Genomic DNA, 22315 nt, shown 5'->3' on the forward strand with positions numbered 1-22315 from the left:
GTTCAAAATTCAGGTGCTCCCGTTCTTAGTACTTGGGCTTGCCGAAGATACGGCTCACGATATTCACGACCAGCACGATCATTACCAGCACCAACGAGGCCGCCCATGCGAGCTCGAGCTGGTTATCGAAAGGCATGCCGGAGAAGTTGTAAATCAACACGGCAAGGGATGCCGTCGGATTCATGACTGCCAGGCTGCCGTCGTGGTAGATCCAGTAGTTGCTGAACAGCGCGGTGAACAACAGCGGTGCGGTTTCGCCGGCAGCACGTGCAACGGCGAGCATCACACCGGTCAGGATCGCCGGCATGCCGGTGGGCAAGACGATTTTCCAGATCACCTGCGAACGGGTGCAACCCATACCGTAGGCGGCATCCTTCATGATCTTGGGCACCATCTTCATCGACTCTTCAGCCGTCAGCACCACGATAGGCAGCATCAGCACGGCCAGCGCCACGCCACCGGCCGGTGCCGAATAAGTCCCAGTGGTCATCACCACCAGGGCGTAGGCGAAAACACCCGCCAGAATCGACGGCAAGCCAGTGAGCATCTTCGCGGCGAAGCGCGAGGCGTTCGCCAGTTTGCTGTCCGGCCCCAGCTCCGCGAGGAAAATCGCGGCCAGGATGCCGACCGGCACGGCAATGGCGGCAGCGATACCGACCATCACGAACGTACCAGCCATGGCATTGCCGAAGCCGCCGCCGGTCTCGAAGCCGGTGGGCGGCAGCTCGGTGAACACTTCCAGGCTCAGGCGCGCGCCGCCACGGGTGATCAGCATGTAGAGCACGGAAATCAGCGGGACGGCGGCCAGCAGCGCGCCGAACCACACCAGCGTGGTCAGCACCAGGCTGCGCAAGGCACGGCCTTCGAACCGCCGCTGCAGGCTCGGCATGGCGACGATGGGCGTAGAGAGATCAGTCATTATTTGGTACCCCGCTGGGCGTAGACCATGATCATCGAACCGATGATGTTTACCAGCAGCGTGATAAACATCAGGACCAGTGCGGCATACATCAACACTTCAATCTCATTCGGGCCGGCTTCGGGGAAGTTCAGTGCCAACAAGGCCGCCAGCGTGTTGGCCGGTGCAAACAGCGAGAGGGAAATGTTGTTCGCGTTACCTACCAACATGGCCAGGGCCATGGTTTCACCCAAGGCGCGACCGAGGCCGAGCACCAGGGAACCGAAGATGCCGGTGGCGGCGGATGGCACCATCACCTTGAGAATCGCTTCCCAGTGCGTGGTCCCCATGCCGTAGGCAGCTTGCTTGGTTTTCATCGGCACACCGGTGAGGGCGTCCTGGGAAACGGCGGCGATGGTGGGCAGAATCATGATCGCCAGTACCAGCGCCGCCGGCAGCAGGCCCGGCCCGCTGAGGGACGTGCCGAAAAAAGGGATCCATCCCAGTTCGGTGTTCAGCCACGCGGTAAGCGGGCGGATGGCCGGGATGACCACATAAATGCCCCAGAGGCCATAGACCACGCTGGGGATGGCGGCGAGCAATTCAACGATGGTGCGAAACACCGCCGCGAGTTTTGCCGGCAGGAAATCCTGGGTGAGAAAAATCGCCATGCTGACGCCGAAAAAACCTGCGATCAGCAACGCGATAAAGGCGCTGTAAAGCGTGCCCCAAATAGCTGGCAGAATGCCGTATTTACCTTGGTTAACGTCCCAGACACTGCCGAACAGCACATCAAAACCGTGCTTTTCCATGCCGGGAAGTGCCTTGCGCCCTACTTCGAAGACCAGCGCGAAAACCAGCGCCAGCACCAGCACTACGCCTATGCGTGCAAGTGCACGGAAGGTGCGGTCAACCAGGAAATCCTTCGTAGAGGGTGGCTGGCACGCAGAATCCGGGTTAACCGGTACGACAAAAGGTGTGTTCATTGGCTAATTCCGGAACAAGGGGGGAACGCTCCCGGCATGGCTGAAAGCCCATGCCGGGAACCGCCTGGCGGCCTTACTGGATGTTGGCGGAAGCTTTACGAACTTGATCGACAACCGATGGCGGCAGTGGGATGTAGCCCATCGAGTCGGCGATTTTCTGGCCTTCGGTCAGGCTGTACTCAACCATTTCACGCATGGCCTTGGCTTTGGCCGGGTTGCCGTTGTCCTTGCGGAAGATCATCCAGGTGTAGGAAGTGATCGGGTAGGACTTGGCGCCATCCGGATCCGGCAGCCAGGCCACCAGGCTTTCCGGCATTTTCACCGCAGCCAGGGCTTCTGCGCCGCTTTCGGCGTTCGGTACGACGTACTTGCCGGCCTTGTTCTGCAACTGGGCAAAGTCAACCTTGGCCAGTTTGGCGAAGCCGTATTCGATGTAGCCAATCGCGCCTGGGGTCTGACGCACAGTGGCGGTCACACCGTCGTTCTTCGGCGATTTGATGAATTTGTCGCTGGCTGGCCAATTGACGGTGTTGCCTTCGCCCAGGTCTTTCTGAAACTCAGGGTTGATCGCGGCCAAGTGCTTGGTGAACACAGCGGTGGTGCCGCTGGAGTCGGCGCGCACGACCACGGTGATCGGCATGTCAGGCAGTTTCACGCCTGGGTTGGCGGCGACGATCTTAGGATCGTTCCACTGGGTGATCTTGCCCAGGAAGATGTTGGAGTACACATCGCGAGGCAATTTGAGCTCTTTAGGATTGCCCGGCAGGTTGAAGGCCAACACGATTTCACCGGCCGTCATCGGCAGCAGTTGCGCGCCTTCGGCCACCTTGGCGATGTCTTCGTCTTTCATGGCCGAGTCGCTGGCGGCGAAGTCGACGGTTTTGTTCAGGAAGTCTTGTACACCCGCACCGCTACCCTTGGATTGGTAGTCAACGGTGACGCCCTCGGTTTTCTTGCTGAAATCCTTGAACCAAGTGAGGTAGATCGGTGCCGGGAAACTCGCACCGGAACCGGTCAGGCGGATGCTCTCGGCAGCAAACACCGAGGTGGCACTGAGAGAAACCGCAACGGCGAGTGCAGCAGACTTCATCAGACGTTTCATTAAGGAAAATCCTTGTGATTTCGGGCCCGGCAACTCTGCAACAATCTTGTTACGGTTTTATGAACGTGGAGTGGCAAAACGCCTGTTTGTCCCCCTCTCCCCCCGCAATGACGGGATTTGATGTCATTGGTTAGTAACAAAATGCGACTAAGACTTTGCCATCCCCCCCACGCGAGTTCCGCCCCATGTCCTCCATAGAAGACGCCTTGATGCAGCGCATCCACCGTGAGCTGCTGGATCACAGTGACGAAGAGCTGGAACTGGAATTGTCCGAAGATGGGCACGACCTCAACGCGCTGTTTGACGAGCACGAGGGTGAAAGCAGTGAAAAAGCCGCGCGCAGGATTTATTTCAGCGAACTGTTCCGCCTGCAGGGCGAACTGGTGAAATTGCAGAGCTGGGTGGTCAAGACCGGCCACAAGGTGGTGATCCTGTTCGAAGGACGCGATGCCGCCGGCAAAGGAGGTGTCATCAAGCGCATCACCCAGCGCCTGAACCCCAGGGTCTGCCGGGTCGCCGCCCTGCCCGCGCCGAATGACCGCGAACAGACCCAATGGTACTTCCAGCGCTACGTTTCACACCTGCCGGCCGCAGGCGAAATCGTGCTGTTCGATCGCAGCTGGTACAACCGTGCCGGCGTCGAGCAAGTCATGGGGTTTTGCAACGCGGACCAGTATGAAGAGTTCTTCCGCACCGTGCCGGAGTTCGAGCGCATGCTTGCCCGCTCCGGTATTCAGTTGATCAAGTACTGGTTTTCGATTTCCGATCAGGAACAACACCTGCGCTTTCTCAGCCGCATTCACGACCCGCTCAAGCAATGGAAGCTCAGCCCCATGGACTTGGAGTCGCGTCGGCGCTGGGAGGCCTACACCAAGGCCAAGGAAATCATGCTCGAACGCACCCACATCGCCGAAGCGCCGTGGTGGGTGGTGCAGGCGGATGACAAGAAGAAGGCTCGCCTCAACTGCATCCACCACTTGCTCGGGCAGATGCCATATGAAGAGGTCGAGTTACCGGTGATCGAACTGCCGCAGCGCGTGCGGCAGGAGGATTACTCCCGCAGCCCGACGCCACCCGAACTCATCGTGCCGCAACGTTACTAACTCAGCTGTTCACACAGGAACGGCACACTGGCGAGCCGTGAAGTCGGATGAAACGCCAGTACCCGTGTTGCCACCAACAGGTAAGCGACTTCCTCGGAGGACATGAACGCCATGCCTCCGAGGATTTCGAACGCCCGCGTACTGATACGGTTGATCGCCTCCTGCACGGCAAACCGCGTGGCTTGCGCGCGCGCCAGGTCAGCGCGCAGGAACCGGTTCTGGTCGATCGCGTCCGCCAGCCCACGTATCGCCATCGTGGCGCCCTGCAGATCGATCAGCAGCATTGCGCGATCATCCTGCGAACCTTTGTTGCACGCCAATGCCTTCGACGCCAGCGCAGACGCCATGCCCAGGTAGGACGCCGAGGCGAGCAGCTGGAACCAGATCGCAAACAAGTGCTCACCGGTGCCCTGCTGCACATCGTCCAGTTGGTGATCCACGGCTTTACTGAAATACATCATCGCCTCTGGCACCAAGAGCTTGTTGAAGATCACTTCATGGCTATCGGCTGCCTGCAAATGCGGCACCGACCAGAACTTGTTGCGCTGGATGTTCGGATCACCCGCCAACCCCAGGCCGATACCGATGTGCGTCTGACCTTGCGGGTCGACGTAGTTGACGCCAAAGGTGATCGCGTCAAAGTGATGGGTCATCGTGCACGGCTTCTTGCTGCCGCTCACCAGATAACCCGCGGCGGTCTTTTCAACGGACAGCGTGGACTCAAGGATATTGGCGTGCGCCCGGCCCTCGGCAAAACCCGAGGCAACCAACAGGTTGTCGCGGGCGACCAGGCCTAGCACCCCCTGAATATCGGGAAAGAAACGACTGGCTGCCATCATGCCGGCCACCGTGTGATGGTGCATGGTCATCATCACCGCCAATGAAGGGCAATGGGCGCCGACCCAGGTATGCACCTGGGCCAAGTTGACGGCACTAAGCCCTCCACCGCCAAGTGCCTTGGCGATGGAAAGCCCTGGAGCGCCGACAGTTCTAAATAACGTGGCCAGTTGTTTCGAGTCACCGCGTTCAAGTTCAATAAGCGAGGTCTTTTCTAGAACAGCCACCACGTCCGGAATACAGGCTAAAGCCGCATTTCTTTCTTCACTCAGGAACATATTGATCAACCCTTATGATTGTTTAGGCTTCAAGTAATGTCGCGCATAACGACTGTCCAACTTCGACAGCGGCAATAACATAAAGAAGTCCGCTACATTGAATTCCTTATCCCAGGCCGGCGCACCACAGACCCAACCCCCGCTGCGTAAATAACCTTTGAGTAACGGGGGGACGCGCGGTACATGTCCGGGCTCGAACGTATCAAGGGGGAAAGGCAGGTGGGGCGTTACGCGATAGTCGGCGGGCGCCAGATTCTGCGCGGTAAAGCCGCGATACAACGCTGCCGCATCGTGGCCGCCGTCGGACAGGCTCACGCTTGCGCAGCCCATCAAATGATCACAACCCTCGCGTTCCATGTACTTCGCCAGGCCCGACCACAACATCATGATCACGCTGCCGCTGCGGTACTCGGGGTGAACACAGGCATGCCCGGCTTCGACTGTCCTGGCGCGCAACGACGCCAACCCACTGAGATCGAACTCCCTTTCCGAATAGTAGTGCCCCATGCGCTGTGCAGCGGCCGGGCCCATCAAGCGGTAGGTGCCGACCACGGCTGAAGTACTGGCGTCGCGGACCAGCAAGTGGTCGCAGTAGTCATCAAACTCATCGGTATTCAACGCCTCTGGATTTTCGAGTTCAGACAACTGGAACGTTTCGGTGAATACTCGATAACGCAGGCGTTGCACCTCACGTATTTCTTCTTGCCGAGTGGCGAGACTGACCACTAATGCTGCACGCGGAAGTTGTGCAGTTAACTGTTCTTCACTGGATACCGACAGAGATCGCATTCCTGTTCCTTTGAGTCGCCATACTAATAAGAGGCACGTAATGAACAGGACACTAACATGCGACTTTATTCAGGCAACGTAAGGAAACTCCGAAACAACTTGCGATCTTTTGTGGTGAGCGCGCTCACCACAAAAGGATGCGTCAACGTTAGAGGGGCGAGCTGCTGACCACCCGCAGCGCCAACCCTTCATACGCATCCAGGGTAATGGTAAATGCCCCCTCCGCCGTCAGGTCGCCCTCCACCCGCTCGTTGATGATGTCCACCACCATTCCGGCAGCAATATCCGGCAAGTGCAGGGTTTCGGTGATCGCCGTGGCACCGAAATTCAACGCAGTGATTTGTGTGCCTTTGCCGGCCGGCAATTCGTGGACCATCACCAGCAGCGCCGAGTTTTCCACCTCTGGCACCAGGATCTGGCGGCTGGCGGCGATGTCATAGGCACGGCGTACCGCGAGGATTTTCTGCAGTTGCGAGGCAAAGGATTCGGGGTCCTGCAACTGGGTGTTCAAGCTGCCATACAGGCTATTCGAACGCGGCATATGGCCCGCCGAAAGCTGCGCATCCGGGTTCAGATCCACCAGGTCATAGGCACCACGGTGAATCCAGCGGGTGTCGCCATCCTGCATCAGGTGTTCGACCTCTTCAGCCGCCAGCGGCAGCGCGCCCACCAAGTCCCACCCCGACAAGGCAAACACCCCAGGCTGCATGGCGTTGTACATCACCAGCAGCAAATGGATCTGACGGATCTGCTGGATATCCGCCGCTGTGATCGCCTCCAGATCACGAATACCCAGCGTCGCCGTGATGATGCTGGCCGTAGTGCACGACACGCCATTGGTCACGAACTTGAGGTTGTACGGCGCATGCTCGCCGGCCAGGCGCTCGTACATCTGCTCGCGGATGTGCTCGCGCAGGATGTTGCCGGGAAACGTCTGGCCCTGGTACAGAAAGGTGTCATGGGCATGCAGCGTCCAGAAGTGCACCAGTTCCAGGGTCAATTCATCGTGGTTCTGCAGCGCATGGATCAGCGAGCCTGGGTCGATGCCCTGGCGGTGCATTTCACGCAGCATCAGGCGCAGGAACTCGGCATCGCCCATCAGCAGCGCGTGCTGGTACGCCGGTCGGGTGATGAAGTCATAGGACAGGTCGGCACCGCCATGGGACATGGACGCGATGTCATCCACGGTGAGGTTCAGCTCCTGAAAGCTAAAGCCGCCGGCCTTGCGGATCGCGCCGCCGAGTAACTGGTTGCCGGTAATCGACAGCGGATGGCTCTCGGACCAGGCCGTACCGTCCAGCTTGCGTTCCACCCCCAGGAAACCATTGGCGTCCAGGCGCAGGATCTTCGCGCCCATCACGTCGATGGCGTGCAGCGCATCACCGATGATCATCTGCTGTGCGGCGAAGGTCGGGTCCAGCCAGTTCAGCGACGGTTGGCCCTCCTTGAAATAATGCAGGTACACCCAGCGGCGCGGCTTGCCATCCACGCCCTGCACCACGTCTGTCGCGCTCCAGTCGGTTTCCTTGACGCCGGGCTCAAAGAAGATCACCCGCTGCAACTGGCCGACGATGTAGTGTTTGTCACGCAACGCGTCGACCTGGGCGGGGCTGAGGTTCTGCGCATCACGGCCTTCGACGACGTCCGGCAGCAACGCCCAGTCTTCTTCGCGGATTTCCACCATGTGGTACAGGCCGGGATAGTCCTCATACGCCATCTCGGCCAGTCGAAAGTCTGCGCCCTTGCCGGTGTGCGAAGGAATCACATCGTCGATGATCACCGCATTGTGCGCCGCGGCCATGCGCGTCAACGCCTGCAACTGGGCCTCGGTGCCCAACTCGGGGTCGATCTCGAAGCTGATGCGGTCGAAGTTGCCATCGATGGTCGGCGTGTGCTGCGTGCCCTTCAGGCCACCAGACTTCTTCAGCGGGCCATTGTGAATACCCTGGATACCGATCTTCGACAAGGCATGCCACAGCGCCTCGTCCCCCAGCGCCTCCAACACCGTGCCGCCCTCGCGGGTCACGATCGACGCCGGGTACGCCGTAAACCACACTGACGACAGGGCCGTGGCATCACGGGGCCGAGTCTGCGCGTATGGCTGCTGCCACAACCGGCCCTGGCCCGAATAGAGCCTGGCGCGCTGGCGTGCCGCGTGCAGCATCGATTGTTCCACCAGCCAGTTCACATGGTTGTTTTCAGCCGCCGTCATAAGTCTGGTACCTGTTGTCGTAAAGCATTGCTCGTGAACATATGAGGGTGGTGTGGGCCATTCGTTGCATTGGAATGAGCCCCCTTTCACAGACTGGGCGCAATCAAATGTGGGCGCTGGCTTGCCTGCGAAGGCGTCTACCGGATGTACCTGATCCCTCTGGGCGTCTGCATCGCAGGCAAGCCAGCTCCCACAGCAAAGCGCCCACCGGATACTAACGGGTATCCCGATACTGCCTCGGCGTAAACCCCGTCGACGCCTTGAACTGGCGGGTAAAGGCGCTGTGGTCGGTATACCCGCACTGCAACGCGACTTCCGTGATCGGCAGGTCGGTGTGCAACAGCCGGTGCGCGTGCTCGAGCCGCACTTTCTGGATCATCTGCCGAGGCGTGAGGTGGAACACGCGCTTGCAGTAGCGCTCCAACTGCGCCACTGAAATGCCGGCGATCCGCGTCAATTCACCCAGGGTCACGCGACGGTTGAAGTGCGCGCGGATGTGCGCGTCCACGGCGGCCAGGCGCTGGTACGCCGGGTGACTTTCGCTGGCGGTTTGCAGGTCGACCGAGATACCGGCCAGGCCAATGATCGCGCCCGTGTGGTTGTACAGCGGCCACTTGTGGGTCAGGCACCAGCCGGGTTCGCGGGTGCCGTACAGGTGCAGTTCCAGCTGATCTTCCAGCACAAATCCCTGCTCCAGCACGCGTCGGTCCTGCTCGGTGTAGCCCGGCCCCAATTGCGCGGGAAAGACTTCGGCACTGGTCTTGCCCAACAGCGGTTGCAACTGCTTGAGGCCACAGCGCTGCACCAGGGTGCGGTTGGCGAGCACGTATCGGGCGTGGGTGTCCTTGATGAAAATCGCGGCATTGGGGATCACGTCCAGCATCGGCAATAGCTGCGCGACACTGCCCAATAACTGTTCGATGTCTTGGGGGCTGCTCCCTTGGCAAAGGGTCGCAAACGCGCTCTGCATCATGACGGTTGATCCCCACTGGTTGCCTTCACGGGTAGCAGATTGCCCGATGCTCGCCCCCCTGTCGAGAAAGCAAAACTGTGCTGATTTCGTCATCGATGCCGGCAAAAAACATCAATCGCGCCGCCGTCTGGAAGTTCACTGTATGGCCACTGCATGCCTATCCAATAACTCACAAGAAGGCGACGCTATGTCAGCTCAAGGCAAGTTCAAGAAACAGCTTTCCCTGATGGACCTGACCTTTATCGGGTTGGGTGCCATCTTTGGTTCGGGCTGGTTGTTCGCAGCCAGTCACGTGTCTGCAATTGCGGGTCCTGCGGGCATCATTTCCTGGCTCATCGGCGGGTTCGCGGTGCTGCTGCTGGGCATTGTGTACTGTGAGTTGGGCGCGGCATTACCGCGCGCCGGCGGCGTTGTGCGCTACCCGGTTTACTCACACGGCCCGCTGCTGGGCTATCTGATGGGCTTCATCACCCTGATCGCGTTTTCCAGCCTGGTGGCCATCGAAGTCGTCGCCTCGCGCCAATACGCCGCGGCGTGGTTTCCAGAGCTGACCAAGGCCGGTTCCAGCGCCCCGACGCCCCTTGGCTGGCTGGTGCAATTCGCCCTGCTGTGCCTGTTCTTCGTGCTCAACTACCGCAGCGTGAAGACCTTCGCCATCGCCAACAATCTGGTAAGCGTATTCAAATTCATCGTGCCGTTGCTGGTGATTGGTGTGCTGTTCACCTTCTTCAAACCGGCGAACTTCCAGGTCCAGGGTTTCGCGCCGTTTGGGCTGTCGGGCATCGAGATGGCGGTGTCGGCCGGCGGGGTGATTTTTGCCTACTTGGGGCTGACGCCGATCATCTCGGTGGCCAGTGAAGTGAAGAACCCACAACGCACGATTCCGATTGCTTTGATCCTTTCCGTGCTGCTGTCGACAGCGATCTACGTGTTGTTGCAAACCGCCTTCCTTGGTGGCGTGCCCACGGAAATGCTCGCCAACGGCTGGGCCGGGATCAGCAAGGAACTGGCGCTGCCTTATCGGGACATTGCCCTGGCGTTGGGCGTCGGTTGGCTGGCCTACCTGGTGGTGGCCGACGCGGTGATCTCCCCCAGCGGCTGCGGCAATATCTACATGAACGCGACCCCCCGTGTGGTGTATGGCTGGGCGCAGACCGGGACGTTCTTCAAGATTTTCACGCGTATCGATGAGAAATCCGGCATTCCCCGCCCGGCGCTATGGCTCACCTTCGCCTTGTCAGTGTTCTGGACCCTGCCGTTTCCGTCCTGGGAAGCGCTGATCAACGTGGTGTCCGCAGCCTTGATCCTCAGCTACGCCGTGGCGCCGGTCACCGTCGCTGCACTGCGTCGCAATGCGCCACAGATGGCGCGGCCGTTCCGGGTCAAGGGCATGGCGGTGCTGGGTCCGCTGTCGTTCATCATCGCCGCGCTGATTGTGTACTGGTCCGGCTGGAACACGGTTTCCTGGCTGCTCGGCCTGCAGATCCTGATGTTCGTGGTGTACCTGCTGTGTGCCCGCTGGGTGCCAACCGCACACCTCAACATCAAGCAACAAGTGCGCTCGTCTGCCTGGCTGATCGGCTTCTACGCGGTGACCATCCTGCTCTCCAAGCTCGGCAGTTTCGGCGGCATCGGCGTGATCGGCCATCCGCTCGACACAATAGTCGTCGCGGCTTGCGCACTGGGCATTTATTACTGGGGCGCCGCGACGGGCGTACCGGCTCACCTGATACGGCTGGAACACGAAGCCGATGAAAGCGAAGCAGTTGACGAGCCTCACGCCCCGCTGACGCCCGCGACCTACTGATTCAGGAGCATTTTATGAAGCGACTGCATGTGATCGACTCCCACACCGGCGGCGAACCGACGCGCCTGGTCATGAGCGGTTTCCCGGCGCTGAGCGGCGCCACGATTGCCGATCAATTGCACAGCCTGCGCACCGAGCATGATCAATGGCGCCGCGCCTGCCTGCTTGAGCCGCGTGGCAATGACGTACTGGTCGGCGCGCTGTATTGCGAACCCGTCACGCCGGGCGCGATCTGCGGTGTGATCTTCTTCAACAACGCCGGTTACCTCGGCATGTGCGGCCACGGCACCATCGGCCTGGTCGCGTCGCTGCACCACTTGGGACGCATCCAGCCCGGCGTGCACACCATCGACACACCCGTCGGCCCGGTTGCCGCAACGCTGCACGAAGACGGCGCCGTGACCCTGCGCAATGTGCCCGCCTATCGCTTGCACCAACAGGTGCCGGTGGAGGTGCCCGGCCACGGCGTGGTCTACGGCGATATCGCCTGGGGCGGCAACTGGTTTTTCCTGGTGTCGGACCATGGTCAACGCCTGCAGATGGACAACGTGGATGCGCTCACCGACTACACCTGGGCGATGCTCAAGGCCCTGGAAGATCAAGGCATTCACGGTGCAGACGGCGCACTGATCGACCACATCGAGTTGTTCGCCGATGACGACCGGGCCGACAGCCGCAACTTCGTCATGTGCCCCGGCAAGGCCTACGACCGCTCGCCCTGTGGCACCGGTACCAGCGCCAAACTGGCCTGCCTGGCCGCCGATGGCACACTCAAGCCCGGCGAAACCTGGACCCAAGCCAGCATCACCGGCAGCCAATTCGACGGCCACTATGAATGGGACGGCGAGCGCGTACGCCCCTTCATCACTGGCAACGCGTACATGACCGCCGACAGCACCTTGCTGATCGACGAGCGCGACCCTTTTGCCTGGGGCATCTGAGCCCTCCCCTGTTTGTACTGAACGTTCCAAGGAGCTAGAACAATGAGCGACAACATCTTCACCGGCTGCATCCCCGCCCTGATGACCCCGTGCACCGCTGAGCGCAAGCCGGACTTCGACGCCCTGGTCGCCAAGGGCCGCGAGTTGATCGATATCGGCATGAGCGCCGTGGTGTACTGCGGTTCCATGGGCGACTGGCCGTTGCTCACCGAGGCCGAACGTCAGGAAGGCGTGGCACGTCTGGTGGCCGCCGGTGTACCGACCATCGTCGGCACCGGTGCAGTCAACAGCCGCGAAGCCGTGGCCCATGCCGCCCACGCCGCCAAGGTCGGCGCCCATGGCCTGATGGTGATTCCTCGCGTGCTGTCCCGTGGTGCATCCGCCACCGCACAAAAGGCGCACTTCTCGGCGATCCTCAAGGCCGCGCCAGACCTGCCGGCAGTGATCTACAACAGCCCCTACTACGGCTTCGCCACCCGCGCCGACCTGTTCTTCGAACTGCGCCGCGAACACCCGAACCTGATCGGTTTCAAGGAGTTCGGCGGCGGTGCCGACCTGCGCTACGCCGCCGAACACATCACCTCCCAGGACGATAATGTGACCTTGATGGTCGGCGTGGACACCCAGGTGGTACACGGTTTCGTCAACTGCAACGCCACCGGCGCCATCACCGGCATCGGTAACGCCTTGCCACGGGAAGTGCTGCAACTGGTGGCATTGAGCAAAAAGGCCGCCAAGGGCGATGCCAAGGCCCGTCGCCAGGCCCGTGAGCTGGAGGCTGCGCTGGCGGTGCTGTCGTCCTTCGATGAAGGCTGCGACCTGGTGCTGTATTACAAGCATTTGATGGTGCTGAACGGCGACCAGGGCTATGCCCTGCACTTCAACGAGACCGACGTACTCAGCGAGGCGCAACGCCGTTACGCCGAACACCAGTACGCGCTGTTCCGCCAGTGGTACGCCAACTGGTCGGCGGAACAGAACGTCGCCTGACTCCCTTGCGCGCCGCTGCGGTTCTCGCAGCGGCCACCCTCTTTTCTACCAGGACGATCCCATGACTCTGACGGGCAAGATGCTGATCGGTCAGCACGCCACTACCGGCAATCGCGAGGCGATCCGGGCGGTTAACCCCGCAACCGATACCCCCATGGAACCGGCCTATCCGGGCGGCGACCGCGAACATGTCGCCCAGGCTTGCGCCTTGGCGTGGGCGGCGTTTGATGGGTACCGCGAAACCTCGCTGGAAGCTCGGGCCGCCTTCCTTGAAGCCATCGCCGCGCACATTGAAGCCCTGGGTGATGAACTGATCGAGCGCGCCGTCGCCGAAACCGGCCTGCCACGTGCGCGTATCCAAGGCGAGCGCGGGCGCACTTGCGGCCAACTGCGCACCTTCGCCCGCACCGTACGCGCCGGGGAATGGCTGGATGTGCGGGTGGATCCTGCACAGCCGCAGCGCCAGCCTCTGCCTCGTCCAGACCTGCGCCAGCGCCATATTGCACTGGGCCCGGTGGCCGTGTTTGGTGCGAGCAACTTCCCCCTGGCCTTTTCCGTAGCGGGGGGCGATACCGCCTCCGCACTCGCCGCCGGTTGCCCGGTGGTGGTCAAGGCCCATGGCGCGCATCCGGGCACCAGTGAACTGGTGGGCCGGGCGGTGGCGCAGGCCATCCAGGCCTGTGGTTTACCCGAGGGTGTGTTTTCGTTGCTTTACGGTTCGGGCCGCGAAGTGGGGATTGCACTGGTCACCGATCCGCGGATCAAGGCGGTTGGCTTTACCGGCTCGCGCAGCGGTGGCGTGGCGTTGACACAGGCGGCGCAGGCACGGCCCGAACCGATTCCGGTGTATGCAGAAATGAGCTCGATCAACCCGGTGTACCTGTTTCCAGCCGCGTTGGCGGCGCGCGGCGAAGGGTTGGCGAAAGGCTTCGTGGGGTCGTTGACCCAGGGTGCCGGGCAGTTCTGCACCAACCCAGGCCTGGTGATTGGCGTACAAGGGCCTGCGCTGGATCGCTTCATCAGCACGGCCAGTGAGCTGCTGCCCACCTGTGCGGCGCAGACCATGCTGACCCCCGGTATTTTCAAGGCCTTCGATTCAGGCGTGACAGCACTGACTGAACACGCCAGGGTGTCGGCGAAAGGGTTGGCAGCAGAAGGTCCCAACCAGGGCCAGGCTCACCTTTTTGTGACCCCGGCGAAGGATTTTTTAGCCAATGAACAGTTGCAGGCTGAAGTGTTCGGCGCAGCCTCATTGATAGTCGTTTGCGCCAGCAACGAAGAGATGTATCAGGTTTCCGAACACCTGGAAGGTCAACTCACCGCCACCCTGCATCTGGATGACGACGATTTGCCAAGCGCCAAAGCCCTGCTGCCGGTGCTTGAGCGCAAGGCCGGCCGCCTGTTGGTCAACGGCTGGCCGACGGGTGTGGAAGTCTGTGATGCCATGGTTCATGGCGGCCCATTCCCCGCCACGTCGGACTCACGTAGCACGTCGGTGGGCACGGCGGCGATCCAGCGGTTTTTGCGACCGGTGTGTTATCAGGACTTCCCCGATGCACTGCTGCCTGACGCGCTCCAGCACGGTAACCCTTTGCTGCTGCGGCGCCTGCTTGATGGCCAGAGGGAGGCGTAGGCCATGTCCGATCCCGATATCGTAGTGGTCGGCGCCGGTATCATCGGCGTCGCCTGCGCCCTGCAACTGGCGCGCCAAGGCCAGCAAGTGTGGGTGGTCGACCAACAGGAACCCGGCATGGGCGCGTCGTATGGCAACGCCGGGCACCTGGCGACCGAACAGGTGTTCCCCATCGCCGACCTGTCGATCCTCAAGCGGTTGCCCGGCATGCTGCTGGACCCCATGGGCCCGCTGCGCCTGGATTGGAAATACCTGCCGCACGCCCTGCCCTGGTTCTTGCGCCTGCTGTTGAACCTGCGCCCGGCGAGCTATCAGCGCACCGTGGCGGGAATTCGCACGCTCAATGAAGGCAGCCTGGGGGCGTGGCAGCGCCTGCTGCACAGCATCGGGCATCCGCAGTTGCTACGTGAGGACGGCTCGCTGCTGGTATTTGAGCGCGCGGATTCACGGGACGCCCTTAATGCCTTGCAGCAGCGCATGCAACAGCAGCAGGTGCCGGTGGATTTCTGGTCTGGCGACGCCATTCGCCAAGCCGCACCGCAGTTGAGCGACAACCTCCAGGGCGGGCTGTTTTTCCCAGGTACCGGGCACTTTCTAGATCCCTACCACGTGGTCTGCGAACTGGTGCACGCGGCCAAGGCCAGTGGTGTGCAATTTCTTAAACGCCAGGTGCTGGATGGCCGCGTCGACGCGCACGGCGTCTCACTCACCACCGATCAGGGACCGCTGAGCGCGCGCCAGGTGTTGATCGCCTGTGGCGCCCACTCGGCCAGACTGACCGCCGCCCTGACCGGCAAAAAAGTCCCACTGGACACCGAGCGCGGCTACCACCTGATGCTGCCCCATGAACACAATCGCCTGCCGTTTGCCGTCACCTCCCTGGAGCGCAAATTCATCATGACGCCCATGGCCGACGGGCTGCGCCTGGCTGGCACGGTGGAATTCGCCGGCCTTGATCGCCCGGCGAATATGGCGCGCGCCTGGCAGTTGCATCGGTTGAGCAAGGGGTTGTTTCGCGAGGAGTTGAGTGCAGAAGGTGCAACACCATGGATGGGGTTTCGGCCGTCGCTACCGGATTCACTGCCGGTGATTGACCGGGTGTGTGACGGCAAGGTGCTGCTTGCGTTTGGGCATCAGCATTTGGGTTTGACCCAGGCGGCGGTGACGGCCGAGTGGGTTGGGGCGTTGGCGAGGACGGGCCAAGCACCGTCAGTGGCGCCTTATCGCCTGGATCGATTCTGACATCGCTTGTAGCGAGCAGGCTATTTGACCAACCGTTTCTCCTTCGAGGGGCGATAGCCGAAGTATGAGCTATAGCACTTGCTGAAATGACTCGGCGAGACAAATCCACAGGCCACCAGCACTTCAACCTGTGACAGCTCGGTATGCTGCAACAGGCGCCGCGCTTCGGTCACGCGCAGTTCCATGTAGTAGCGCTGCGGCGTGGTGCCCAGTTGTTCCTTGAACAACCGCTCCAACTGGCGCCGGGACCGGCCCGCGTAGACGGCGAGCTGATCCAGTTCCAGGGGTTCTTCCAGGTTGGCGTCCATCAGTTTCACCACTTCACGCAGGGGCGCGCTGACGCTGACGTTTTCCGTGGGTTTGATGCGCCGGTAGCGGGATTCTTCAAAGGCCAGGATGTCTTCGATGCCTTCGACCAATGCCTTGCCATGCAAACCTTTGATCCAATCCAGCGCCATATGGAAGGCACCGGACGGGCTTGAGGCGGTGAGGCGGTCGCGGTCAATCACGTAGGGTTCGCTGGTGACGTGGGTCGCCTTGGACACTTCAGCCAGCGCTGGGCGATGTTCCGGGTGGATGGCGCAGCGGTAGCCTTGCAACAACCCGGCACGCCCGAGGAACCAGGCACCGTTCCACAGGCCGGCGAGGCTGATACCCTGCTCGGCGGCGCCGCGCAGCAGATGGATGAAGTCTTCGCTGGCCTTGAGTTCCGTGCGAAAGCCGCCGCAGATCACCAGCAGCTCAAGGTCTTGCAGGGCCGCCACGTCGATACGCGCATCGGGGCGGATCACCAGGCCAAGGTCGCTGATGACTTCGCCATCGTCACAGCCGAAGGTACGCGAGGCAAACAGGTCGGGACGCAGCAGGTTGGCGGTGACAAAGGTGTCGAGGGTCTGGGTGAATGCGGGCAGGGAAAAATGTTCGAGCAACAGGAAGCCAACGCGGGCAACCGACGCCGGCTGTGAGGTTTCGTTGAGGTAGCGCAGGTTCTTGCCTTTCATGCCACCGCTGAATTGACGTCTTTCCATCGAGGGTTGGCCCACTCTTATTGTTGATGCAATGGGCGCCATCTTAGGGGCAAATGCGTTGGCTGTCTCAGGCACTGATCTTGAAAATAACCCAAACGATCAAAGCCCCCGGCTTAACGGGGCCAAAGGTATCTGATACGGTTTTTTCTTTACTATCTGCATCTGTATCGAAACGCCACCTGGGCGGACAATAGCGCCATCCCAACTCCCTTCCCTCTGGAGGCCTTATGACCAAGATGGCACTTTTCCTGTTCGGCTTTTTGGTGTTGACCATCGGCATCGGCCTGCTGGCAACCATCTCGCCGGTCTGACATTCAGCCGGCAAACAGCATCGGGTACAACGACAGCACCAGCAACCCCGCCATCGCCCCATTGAACACCCGCAACCAGCGCGGCTCACGCAACACATTGCGCAAGCTGCTGCCGCATCCGACCCACACACAGACGCTGGGTAGGTTGACGACGGCGAACACCAGGGCGATCACCAGCACATTGGTCACATAACCTTCGGCCGGCGTATAGGTCGTGATTGCCCCCAGCGCCATGATCCAGGCCTTGGGGTTCACCCACTGGAACGCCGCTGCACCGAGGAACGTCATCGGCTTGCCCTGCTCATCAGAACTGTCGGACATGCCGCCCGCCGTCGCAATCTTCCACGCCAGGTACAACAGATAAGCCGCGCCCACGTAGCGCAACACACTGTAGGCCCACGGAAATACCTTGAACACTTCGCCCAGCCCCAGGCCCACCGAAATCACCAGCAGCATGAAACCAATGCTGATCCCCAGGGCATGGGGCATCGATCGGCGAAACCCAAAGTTCACGCCCGAGGCAAGTAACATGGTGTTATTGGGCCCCGGTGTGATCGAGGACACGAAGGCAAACAGCACAAAGGCTGATAACAGGCTGGTAGACATGAACATAACGCGGCATCCAAACGCAGGGGTATGCCAGCGACAGTAGAGGGTTATGGCCTGCCCTGCCCCGTACAGCCACCTCACGATTGAGGCATACACTTTTTTTTGCCAAAGCTTTCACAAACCTTTCACAGACGGGGGCCTATGGTGAACCCAGCTCCTAACAAACATCCTTTTAGCCCGCGCTCCCCACGCGGGCTTTTCTTTGCCTGGGATTTCTCACGGCAAAAAAAAGAGGCAAGCCATTGCGCATGGCTTGCCTCCGGCTTCGGTTCCTTAGCGCGGACCGCCTCCTGGGCCAGGGCCACCGCCCTGACCATGTCCGCCACCATGCCCGCCGCCACCCCCCGGTGGCATGAATATCCAGCAGCCTGACAGGGTCGACAATAGCGCGACCACGACCGCCGCTTTGGTTAGATAACTCAACTTCATAACCACACTCTCTTACGTGACGAGATTGACTTCTCGCTGGGTAAGACAGCGCCAACTCAAGTGCGTCATGGCTATCGTGTAACCTGATGGTAGGGTTTGTAAGCCCGGCGGTACAAGGTGCCGTCAGTTCTGCGGCCGCTGCCAGGCTGTCCGGCTTTAATGAGAGCACACCTTTCAATTAGCATGAGCGTCCACTCATGGAAAAACTGATTGCCAGAAGGCTCGCCGGGACCCACCAATGAGAGATCTCCCCCCCACTGCCACGCTTCGCGCGTTCGAAGTCGCGACCCGACATGCGACGTTCACTTCAGCCTCAGAAGAGTTGCATGTGACCCAGAGCGCCGTCAGCCATCAACTCAAACACCTTGAGGACCTCTGGGGGTTACAACTCTTCCAGCGCGGCAAATCTTTGCGGTTGACCCCAGCCGGCGCCGCACTGGCGCCCATCGTGCGCGAGTTTTTCGTGAACCTGGAAACCACATTGACGGACCTTAGAGAACAAAAAGGCCGGGTTCGGCTCAAGGTCAGCACCACCTATTCTTTCGCTCTGAAATGGTTGCTGCCCCGGTTGCCAGGCCTGTCGCAGCAGCACCCGGAAATTCTGATCACGCTGGAAACCAGTGACAAAGCGATCAACTTTTCCAGCGCGGATTCAGATGTGGCAATTCGTCTGGGCAACGGTCATTACCCGGCCTTGCATTCGGAGTTCATGCTCAGGGAGCAAATTTTCCCGGTGGCCAGCCCTGACCTGCTTAACCGTTTTGGCGCCCCGCACGAGCCCGCCGAATTGTTGCGTTACCCGCTACTGATGCGTGACGGCGCAGACCTGGTGCCCAAGTGGGAAGCCTGGTTCGAGCACGTCGGCGTGAGCGTTGCGGCACTCAAGGAAAGCGTCAGGTTTGCTGACACCAACATGACCATAGAAGCGGCCTTGCTGGGTCAGGGCATCGCCTTGGCGCGTAGCGGCCACGTGGAGGCCGAAATCAACGATGGCAGCCTCGTGAGGTTGTTCGATGTGCCGTTTGCCTCACCGGTCGCCTATTTCTTTGTCTGCCCCAAAGGGATCGAAACCCAGCCTCACATCGTCAGCTTTCGCAACTGGCTGCTGGCGGAGTCGACTCAGGCCCAACAACACTATCGTTGACAGCATGAGCAATGACTCATGCCACGATGAAGGGACTTCGCTGTTGTCCAACCGCCAGCTTGCTTAACATGACGCATGCCCTTTCCTATCGTAATACTCGTCCTCTTCGCCGCCCTCTTGCACGCCAGCTGGAACGCGCTGTTGCGTGTCGGCGCCGACAGGCTTTGGTCGATGACCGTGATGTGTCTGTCGGTTGCCCTCGTCAGCATTGGCGTTGCGCTGTACCTTCCAGCGCCCGCCGCCGCCAGTTGGCCTTACGCCGCACTCTCGGGTGTCTTGCACGTCGGTTATAACCTGTTCCTGGTGCGCAGCTACAAAGTGGGTGATCTCGGGCAAACCTACCCGATCGCCCGCGGCTCCTCGCCCATTTTGATCACATTGTTCGCCTTGGCATTTGCTGGCGAAACCCTCAGCACCAGCGCCCTGTTCGGCATTGCGCTGGTGTCGGGCGGCATTATTTCACTGGCCTTCAGGCAACGCAGGCTCGCGGTCCCCAGCTTGCCTTACGCCTTGGGCACGGGATTTTTCATCGCAGCCTACAGCGTGACCGACGGCGTAGGCGCACGACTCTCCGGTGCACCGATGGCCTATACCGCGTGGATGTGCGCCCTCTGGGGCGTACTGATGCCACTGGTTTACATGGGCCTGCGCGGTGCCCGCAGCCTGTTTGCCCCGCGCCCGGGGCTCATCCCCGCCTTGATGGGTGGGCTGGTCTCACTGCTGGCCTACGGCATTGTGATCTACGCCATGTCTGAATCGCCGATGGGCTCGGTTTCCGCCTTGCGCGAGACCAGCGTACTGTTTGCGGCATTAATCGGTTATTTCTTCCTGGGCGAGGCACTGACTGTCCGCAAAGTCCTGGCGTGCGCGGTAATTGCCGCCGGCACGATGCTCATCGGCTAGATTCACCTCCCTCACAAAAAGGTTCAAGACATGGCTACCGGCTCTTCAGCTCCCCTGATTCTGATCACCGGCGGAAGCCGGGGTGTAGGCGCGGCAACGGCGCGGCTCGCGGCGGCGCAAGGCTACGACGTCGCCATCAGCTACATCAACAATGAGGCCGCCGCACTCGGCGTGGTGGCTGACGTGCAAGCGCTCGGACGACGCGCCTTGGCCATACGCGCCGACAGTGCCGACCCGGAACAGGTCGCGCATCTGTTCCGAGCCATCGACGAGACGTTCGGCCGCATCGACGTTCTGGTCAACAACGCCGCAATCATCGCGCTTCAATCGCGTTTTGAAGACCTCGACGTTGCGCGCATGCAACGCATCTTCGCGATCAATGCCATCGGCCCGATGCTCTGCGCGCAACAAGCCGTGAAGCGCATGTCGTTTCGACACAGCGGCAACGGCGGCAGCGTGATTAACGTCTCCTCGGGCGCCGCGCGGTTGGGCAGCCCCAACGAGTACGTCGACTATGCAGCGTCGAAGGGAGCACTGGAAACCTTCACCATCGGGCTGTCCAAGGAAGTCGCGCGCGAAGGCATCCGCGTCAATTGCGTTCGCCCAGGGCATATCTACACCGAAATGCACGCCAGCGGCGGAGAACCGGGTCGCGTGGACCGCGTCAAGGACAGCATCCCAATGGGCCGCGGCGGCGAGCCCGAAGAAGTCGCGCGGGCTGTGCTGTGGTTGGCGGGCGCGGAGGCGTCGTTTATTACCGGGACTTTTCTGGATGTAACTGGGGGCAAGTAAGGCATTTACACACGCGTGACCGGGAAGCCACACTGCCTCGCCAAGCAGCCAGTCAGAATAACTGCTGATCAATTTTCCAAGTAAAAAAACGGGAACCCTGATGGGAATTAAAGTCGCGACGCTAAAGGGAATTTGCTTGCTGACGATGGCGGCCACAGGATTCGACGCGCTTGCCGGGACGTCGGAACAGCGCTATCTGTGTAAGGCGCAAGAAACACTATTATTCGGATGCGACTCCGGGTCGAAGATGATCTCGATTTGCGCATCGCAAGGGTTCTCAGCGACAACCGGCTATGTGCAATACCGCTTTGGCACGCCCGACAAAATCGAATTGACCTACCCCGAAACACCCAGCCCACCGAAGGGTCACTTCTGGCTCAGCTCCACGAGCTACTCAGGTGGCGGCGAGGCACATCTGCGCTTTACCAATCATGGGGTAACCTACGCGGTTTTCGACCGTATGGTGCGCACAAACTTTACCCCCGGAGAACCCAACGACCCCGAGATGAGCGAGGGAATAGTCGTGCGTCCGCAGGGAAAGAAAGCCACACGTCGACTCTGTACCTCTTCCGAAGGCGGGATTCGCCAGCAGGCTTACACAACCCTCGAGCGTGAAGACTTCGACGACAATCTCGTTCCGTAAGCGGGCGCTTGAACTGAAACGGCAGGCAGCATAAATGGATGAATTGATAAAAGGCCTCGACGGGCCCAGGACTGCTCAGCAGGAATTGTTTTACGACCTGGAGGATGCAGCGGCGGTGATTGGGTGGTCGGTGGTTGAGCTGACCACCTTGGCCGCCAGCGGCAAGACGCCGGATGAGGCGGCAGCATTGATGAAAGTCTGCGCGTTGCTGGCGGCGCAGCAGGAGAAAATTGGGGCGTATGCAGCAGAGGTTAAAGACCAGAGGATCGTCAGGGCCGAGGTCGGTTAAATACGCTGATTAACAGCGTTAAAAAAAGGAATGTGCGAATGCCATTTTCATTGGAAGAAAGAACAGCGCTGCTTGCCCTCAAGGGCGTAGGCCCCACCGTTGTGACTCGTTTGGAGCAGATGGGAATCGATTCGATGGATGTCCTGGGGAAAGCGGATGTCAGTGACATCCTGGCGCAGGCATCGGCGGCATCAGGGTCGACATGTTGGAAAAACAGTCCGCAGGCGCGAGCGGCGATAACGTCGGCGGTGGAGCTAGCGAAAAAGTCGTGAGAGCACGTTCGGCGTGGCGCAGATAGCGGAGAGTGCAGTGCTTATTGTTAACGCGGGACTTGATGAGCGGGTTCCGACGAGCTGAATCGCCCTAGGATTCCTAG

The 22315-nt window shown here is 60.6% G+C and carries 21 protein-coding genes; 12 read left to right on the forward strand and 9 right to left on the reverse strand.

All coding sequences use genetic code 11. The features are described from left to right. Window positions 1-25: 25 nt before the first annotated feature. The 3 genes from pstA to pstS form a co-directional block, all read right to left on the reverse strand. The gene (gene pstA, locus BMZ57_RS18315) at window positions 26-919 is read right to left on the reverse strand and encodes a phosphate ABC transporter permease PstA (RefSeq protein ID WP_010210293.1); all 894 of its coding nucleotides are present in this window, start codon (window positions 917-919) and stop codon (window positions 26-28) included. Next, window positions 919-1884, reverse strand: coding sequence for a phosphate ABC transporter permease subunit PstC (gene pstC / locus BMZ57_RS18320; RefSeq protein WP_010210292.1), 966 nt, complete (start codon window positions 1882-1884; stop codon window positions 919-921). Before pstC ends, pstA begins: the two co-directional genes overlap by 1 nt. A 73-nt stretch (window positions 1885-1957) precedes the next feature. Next, complete coding sequence (pstS, locus tag BMZ57_RS18325; RefSeq protein WP_010210291.1) at window positions 1958-2986, reverse strand: phosphate ABC transporter substrate-binding protein PstS; 1029 nt, start codon at window positions 2984-2986, stop codon at window positions 1958-1960. A 185-nt stretch (window positions 2987-3171) separates the two neighbouring features. Between pstS and ppk2 the strand changes: the two genes are divergently transcribed. Then, window positions 3172-4089 carry a polyphosphate kinase 2 gene (gene ppk2, locus BMZ57_RS18330; RefSeq protein WP_010210290.1) on the forward strand — a complete coding sequence of 306 codons (918 nt, stop codon included), beginning with the start codon at window positions 3172-3174 and terminating at the stop codon, window positions 4087-4089. Here the strand turns inward: ppk2 and BMZ57_RS18335 are convergent. The 4 genes from BMZ57_RS18335 to BMZ57_RS18350 all read right to left on the reverse strand — a co-directional run bounded on the left by BMZ57_RS18335 (window position 4086) and on the right by BMZ57_RS18350 (window position 9178). After that, on the reverse strand, window positions 4086-5153 hold the full coding sequence (locus BMZ57_RS18335; RefSeq protein WP_139136465.1) for an acyl-CoA dehydrogenase family protein: 1068 nt from the start codon (window positions 5151-5153) through the stop codon (window positions 4086-4088). The two genes, ppk2 and BMZ57_RS18335, sit on opposite strands and share 4 nt — an antisense overlap. A gap of 63 nt (window positions 5154-5216) precedes the next feature. Then, on the reverse strand, window positions 5217-5993 hold the full coding sequence (locus BMZ57_RS18340) for a GNAT family N-acetyltransferase (protein ID WP_021493085.1): 777 nt from the start codon (window positions 5991-5993) through the stop codon (window positions 5217-5219). A 148-nt stretch (window positions 5994-6141) separates the two neighbouring features. Continuing rightward, window positions 6142-8205 carry a maltose alpha-D-glucosyltransferase gene (gene treS / locus BMZ57_RS18345; RefSeq protein WP_021493084.1) on the reverse strand — a complete coding sequence of 688 codons (2064 nt, stop codon included), beginning with the start codon at window positions 8203-8205 and terminating at the stop codon, window positions 6142-6144. A 214-nt stretch (window positions 8206-8419) separates the two neighbouring features. After that, entirely contained in the window at window positions 8420-9178 is a 759-nt protein-coding gene (locus tag BMZ57_RS18350; RefSeq protein WP_010210281.1) for an AraC family transcriptional regulator, read from the reverse strand. Between the two features lie 187 nt (window positions 9179-9365). On the opposite strand from BMZ57_RS18350, the gene BMZ57_RS18355 reads away from it, so the two are divergent. The 5 genes from BMZ57_RS18355 to BMZ57_RS18375 all read left to right on the forward strand — a co-directional run bounded on the left by BMZ57_RS18355 (window position 9366) and on the right by BMZ57_RS18375 (window position 15791). After that, window positions 9366-10985 carry an APC family permease gene (locus BMZ57_RS18355; RefSeq protein ID WP_069673023.1) on the forward strand — a complete coding sequence of 540 codons (1620 nt, stop codon included), beginning with the start codon at window positions 9366-9368 and terminating at the stop codon, window positions 10983-10985. 14 nt (window positions 10986-10999) lie between these two features. Continuing rightward, a complete protein-coding gene (locus tag BMZ57_RS18360; protein WP_010210279.1) occupies window positions 11000-11926 on the forward strand; it encodes a 4-hydroxyproline epimerase in 927 nt (308 codons plus the stop codon). A 42-nt stretch (window positions 11927-11968) separates the two neighbouring features. Next, the gene (locus BMZ57_RS18365) at window positions 11969-12916 is read left to right on the forward strand and encodes a dihydrodipicolinate synthase family protein (RefSeq protein WP_010210276.1); all 948 of its coding nucleotides are present in this window, start codon (window positions 11969-11971) and stop codon (window positions 12914-12916) included. A gap of 61 nt (window positions 12917-12977) precedes the next feature. Then, the gene (locus BMZ57_RS18370) at window positions 12978-14549 is read left to right on the forward strand and encodes an aldehyde dehydrogenase (NADP(+)) (RefSeq protein WP_069673022.1); all 1572 of its coding nucleotides are present in this window, start codon (window positions 12978-12980) and stop codon (window positions 14547-14549) included. A gap of 3 nt (window positions 14550-14552) precedes the next feature. Then, on the forward strand, window positions 14553-15791 hold the full coding sequence (locus BMZ57_RS18375) for an NAD(P)/FAD-dependent oxidoreductase (RefSeq protein WP_044287240.1): 1239 nt from the start codon (window positions 14553-14555) through the stop codon (window positions 15789-15791). A 20-nt stretch (window positions 15792-15811) separates the two neighbouring features. On the opposite strand, the gene BMZ57_RS18380 is transcribed toward BMZ57_RS18375, so the two are convergent. Beyond that, a complete protein-coding gene (locus tag BMZ57_RS18380; RefSeq protein WP_074900581.1) occupies window positions 15812-16819 on the reverse strand; it encodes a GlxA family transcriptional regulator in 1008 nt (335 codons plus the stop codon). 314 nt (window positions 16820-17133) lie between these two features. Then, window positions 17134-17742, reverse strand: a complete 609-nt coding sequence (locus BMZ57_RS18385; RefSeq protein ID WP_047541938.1) for a LysE family translocator — start codon at window positions 17740-17742, stop codon at window positions 17134-17136. Between the two features lie 664 nt (window positions 17743-18406). Here BMZ57_RS18385 and gcvA point away from each other — a divergent pair. The 6 genes from gcvA (at window position 18407) to BMZ57_RS18415 (ending at window position 22211) form a co-directional block, all read left to right on the forward strand. Further along, window positions 18407-19312 (forward strand): transcriptional regulator GcvA, encoded by a 906-nt coding sequence (gene gcvA / locus BMZ57_RS18390; protein WP_021493078.1) that lies wholly within the window; start codon window positions 18407-18409, stop codon window positions 19310-19312. A gap of 75 nt (window positions 19313-19387) precedes the next feature. Continuing rightward, complete coding sequence (locus BMZ57_RS18395) at window positions 19388-20215, forward strand: EamA family transporter (protein WP_021493077.1); 828 nt, start codon at window positions 19388-19390, stop codon at window positions 20213-20215. 30 nt (window positions 20216-20245) lie between these two features. Continuing rightward, window positions 20246-21007, forward strand: coding sequence for an SDR family oxidoreductase (locus BMZ57_RS18400; protein WP_010210261.1), 762 nt, complete (start codon window positions 20246-20248; stop codon window positions 21005-21007). A 100-nt stretch (window positions 21008-21107) separates the two neighbouring features. Then, the gene (locus BMZ57_RS18405; protein ID WP_021493075.1) at window positions 21108-21650 is read left to right on the forward strand and encodes a hypothetical protein; all 543 of its coding nucleotides are present in this window, start codon (window positions 21108-21110) and stop codon (window positions 21648-21650) included. Between the two features lie 34 nt (window positions 21651-21684). Next, entirely contained in the window at window positions 21685-21939 is a 255-nt protein-coding gene (locus tag BMZ57_RS18410; RefSeq protein ID WP_010210256.1) for a hypothetical protein, read from the forward strand. 38 nt (window positions 21940-21977) lie between these two features. Further along, window positions 21978-22211, forward strand: a complete 234-nt coding sequence (locus BMZ57_RS18415) for a hypothetical protein (protein ID WP_010210255.1) — start codon at window positions 21978-21980, stop codon at window positions 22209-22211. Window positions 22212-22315 lie beyond the last annotated feature (104 nt).

This window comes from Pseudomonas simiae, assembly GCF_900111895.1.
Taxonomy (GTDB): Bacteria; Pseudomonadota; Gammaproteobacteria; order Pseudomonadales; family Pseudomonadaceae; genus Aquipseudomonas; species Aquipseudomonas simiae.

Bases quoted from the DNA above. Each gene is read 5' to 3' on its own strand.
- pstC (WP_010210292.1), bottom strand. From the start codon at position 1,884: ATGAACACACCTTTTGTCGTACCGGTTAACCCGGATTCTGCGTGCCAG.
- BMZ57_RS18375 (WP_044287240.1), top strand. From the start codon at position 14,553: ATGTCCGATCCCGATATCGTAGTGGTCGGCGCCGGTATCATCGGCGTC.
- BMZ57_RS18415 (WP_010210255.1), top strand. From the start codon at position 21,978: ATGCCATTTTCATTGGAAGAAAGAACAGCGCTGCTTGCCCTCAAGGGC.
- BMZ57_RS18410 (WP_010210256.1), top strand. From the start codon at position 21,685: ATGGATGAATTGATAAAAGGCCTCGACGGGCCCAGGACTGCTCAGCAG.
- BMZ57_RS18340 (WP_021493085.1), bottom strand. From the start codon at position 5,993: ATGCGATCTCTGTCGGTATCCAGTGAAGAACAGTTAACTGCACAACTT.
- BMZ57_RS18395 (WP_021493077.1), top strand. From the start codon at position 19,388: ATGCCCTTTCCTATCGTAATACTCGTCCTCTTCGCCGCCCTCTTGCAC.
- treS (WP_021493084.1), bottom strand. From the start codon at position 8,205: ATGACGGCGGCTGAAAACAACCATGTGAACTGGCTGGTGGAACAATCG.
- BMZ57_RS18380 (WP_074900581.1), bottom strand. From the start codon at position 16,819: ATGGAAAGACGTCAATTCAGCGGTGGCATGAAAGGCAAGAACCTGCGC.
- BMZ57_RS18405 (WP_021493075.1), top strand. From the start codon at position 21,108: ATGGGAATTAAAGTCGCGACGCTAAAGGGAATTTGCTTGCTGACGATG.
- pstA (WP_010210293.1), bottom strand. From the start codon at position 919: ATGACTGATCTCTCTACGCCCATCGTCGCCATGCCGAGCCTGCAGCGG.
- BMZ57_RS18400 (WP_010210261.1), top strand. From the start codon at position 20,246: ATGGCTACCGGCTCTTCAGCTCCCCTGATTCTGATCACCGGCGGAAGC.
- BMZ57_RS18365 (WP_010210276.1), top strand. From the start codon at position 11,969: ATGAGCGACAACATCTTCACCGGCTGCATCCCCGCCCTGATGACCCCG.
- BMZ57_RS18360 (WP_010210279.1), top strand. From the start codon at position 11,000: ATGAAGCGACTGCATGTGATCGACTCCCACACCGGCGGCGAACCGACG.
- gcvA (WP_021493078.1), top strand. From the start codon at position 18,407: ATGAGAGATCTCCCCCCCACTGCCACGCTTCGCGCGTTCGAAGTCGCG.
- BMZ57_RS18355 (WP_069673023.1), top strand. From the start codon at position 9,366: ATGTCAGCTCAAGGCAAGTTCAAGAAACAGCTTTCCCTGATGGACCTG.
- BMZ57_RS18350 (WP_010210281.1), bottom strand. From the start codon at position 9,178: ATGATGCAGAGCGCGTTTGCGACCCTTTGCCAAGGGAGCAGCCCCCAA.
- pstS (WP_010210291.1), bottom strand. From the start codon at position 2,986: ATGAAACGTCTGATGAAGTCTGCTGCACTCGCCGTTGCGGTTTCTCTC.
- BMZ57_RS18385 (WP_047541938.1), bottom strand. From the start codon at position 17,742: ATGTTCATGTCTACCAGCCTGTTATCAGCCTTTGTGCTGTTTGCCTTC.
- BMZ57_RS18370 (WP_069673022.1), top strand. From the start codon at position 12,978: ATGACTCTGACGGGCAAGATGCTGATCGGTCAGCACGCCACTACCGGC.
- ppk2 (WP_010210290.1), top strand. From the start codon at position 3,172: ATGTCCTCCATAGAAGACGCCTTGATGCAGCGCATCCACCGTGAGCTG.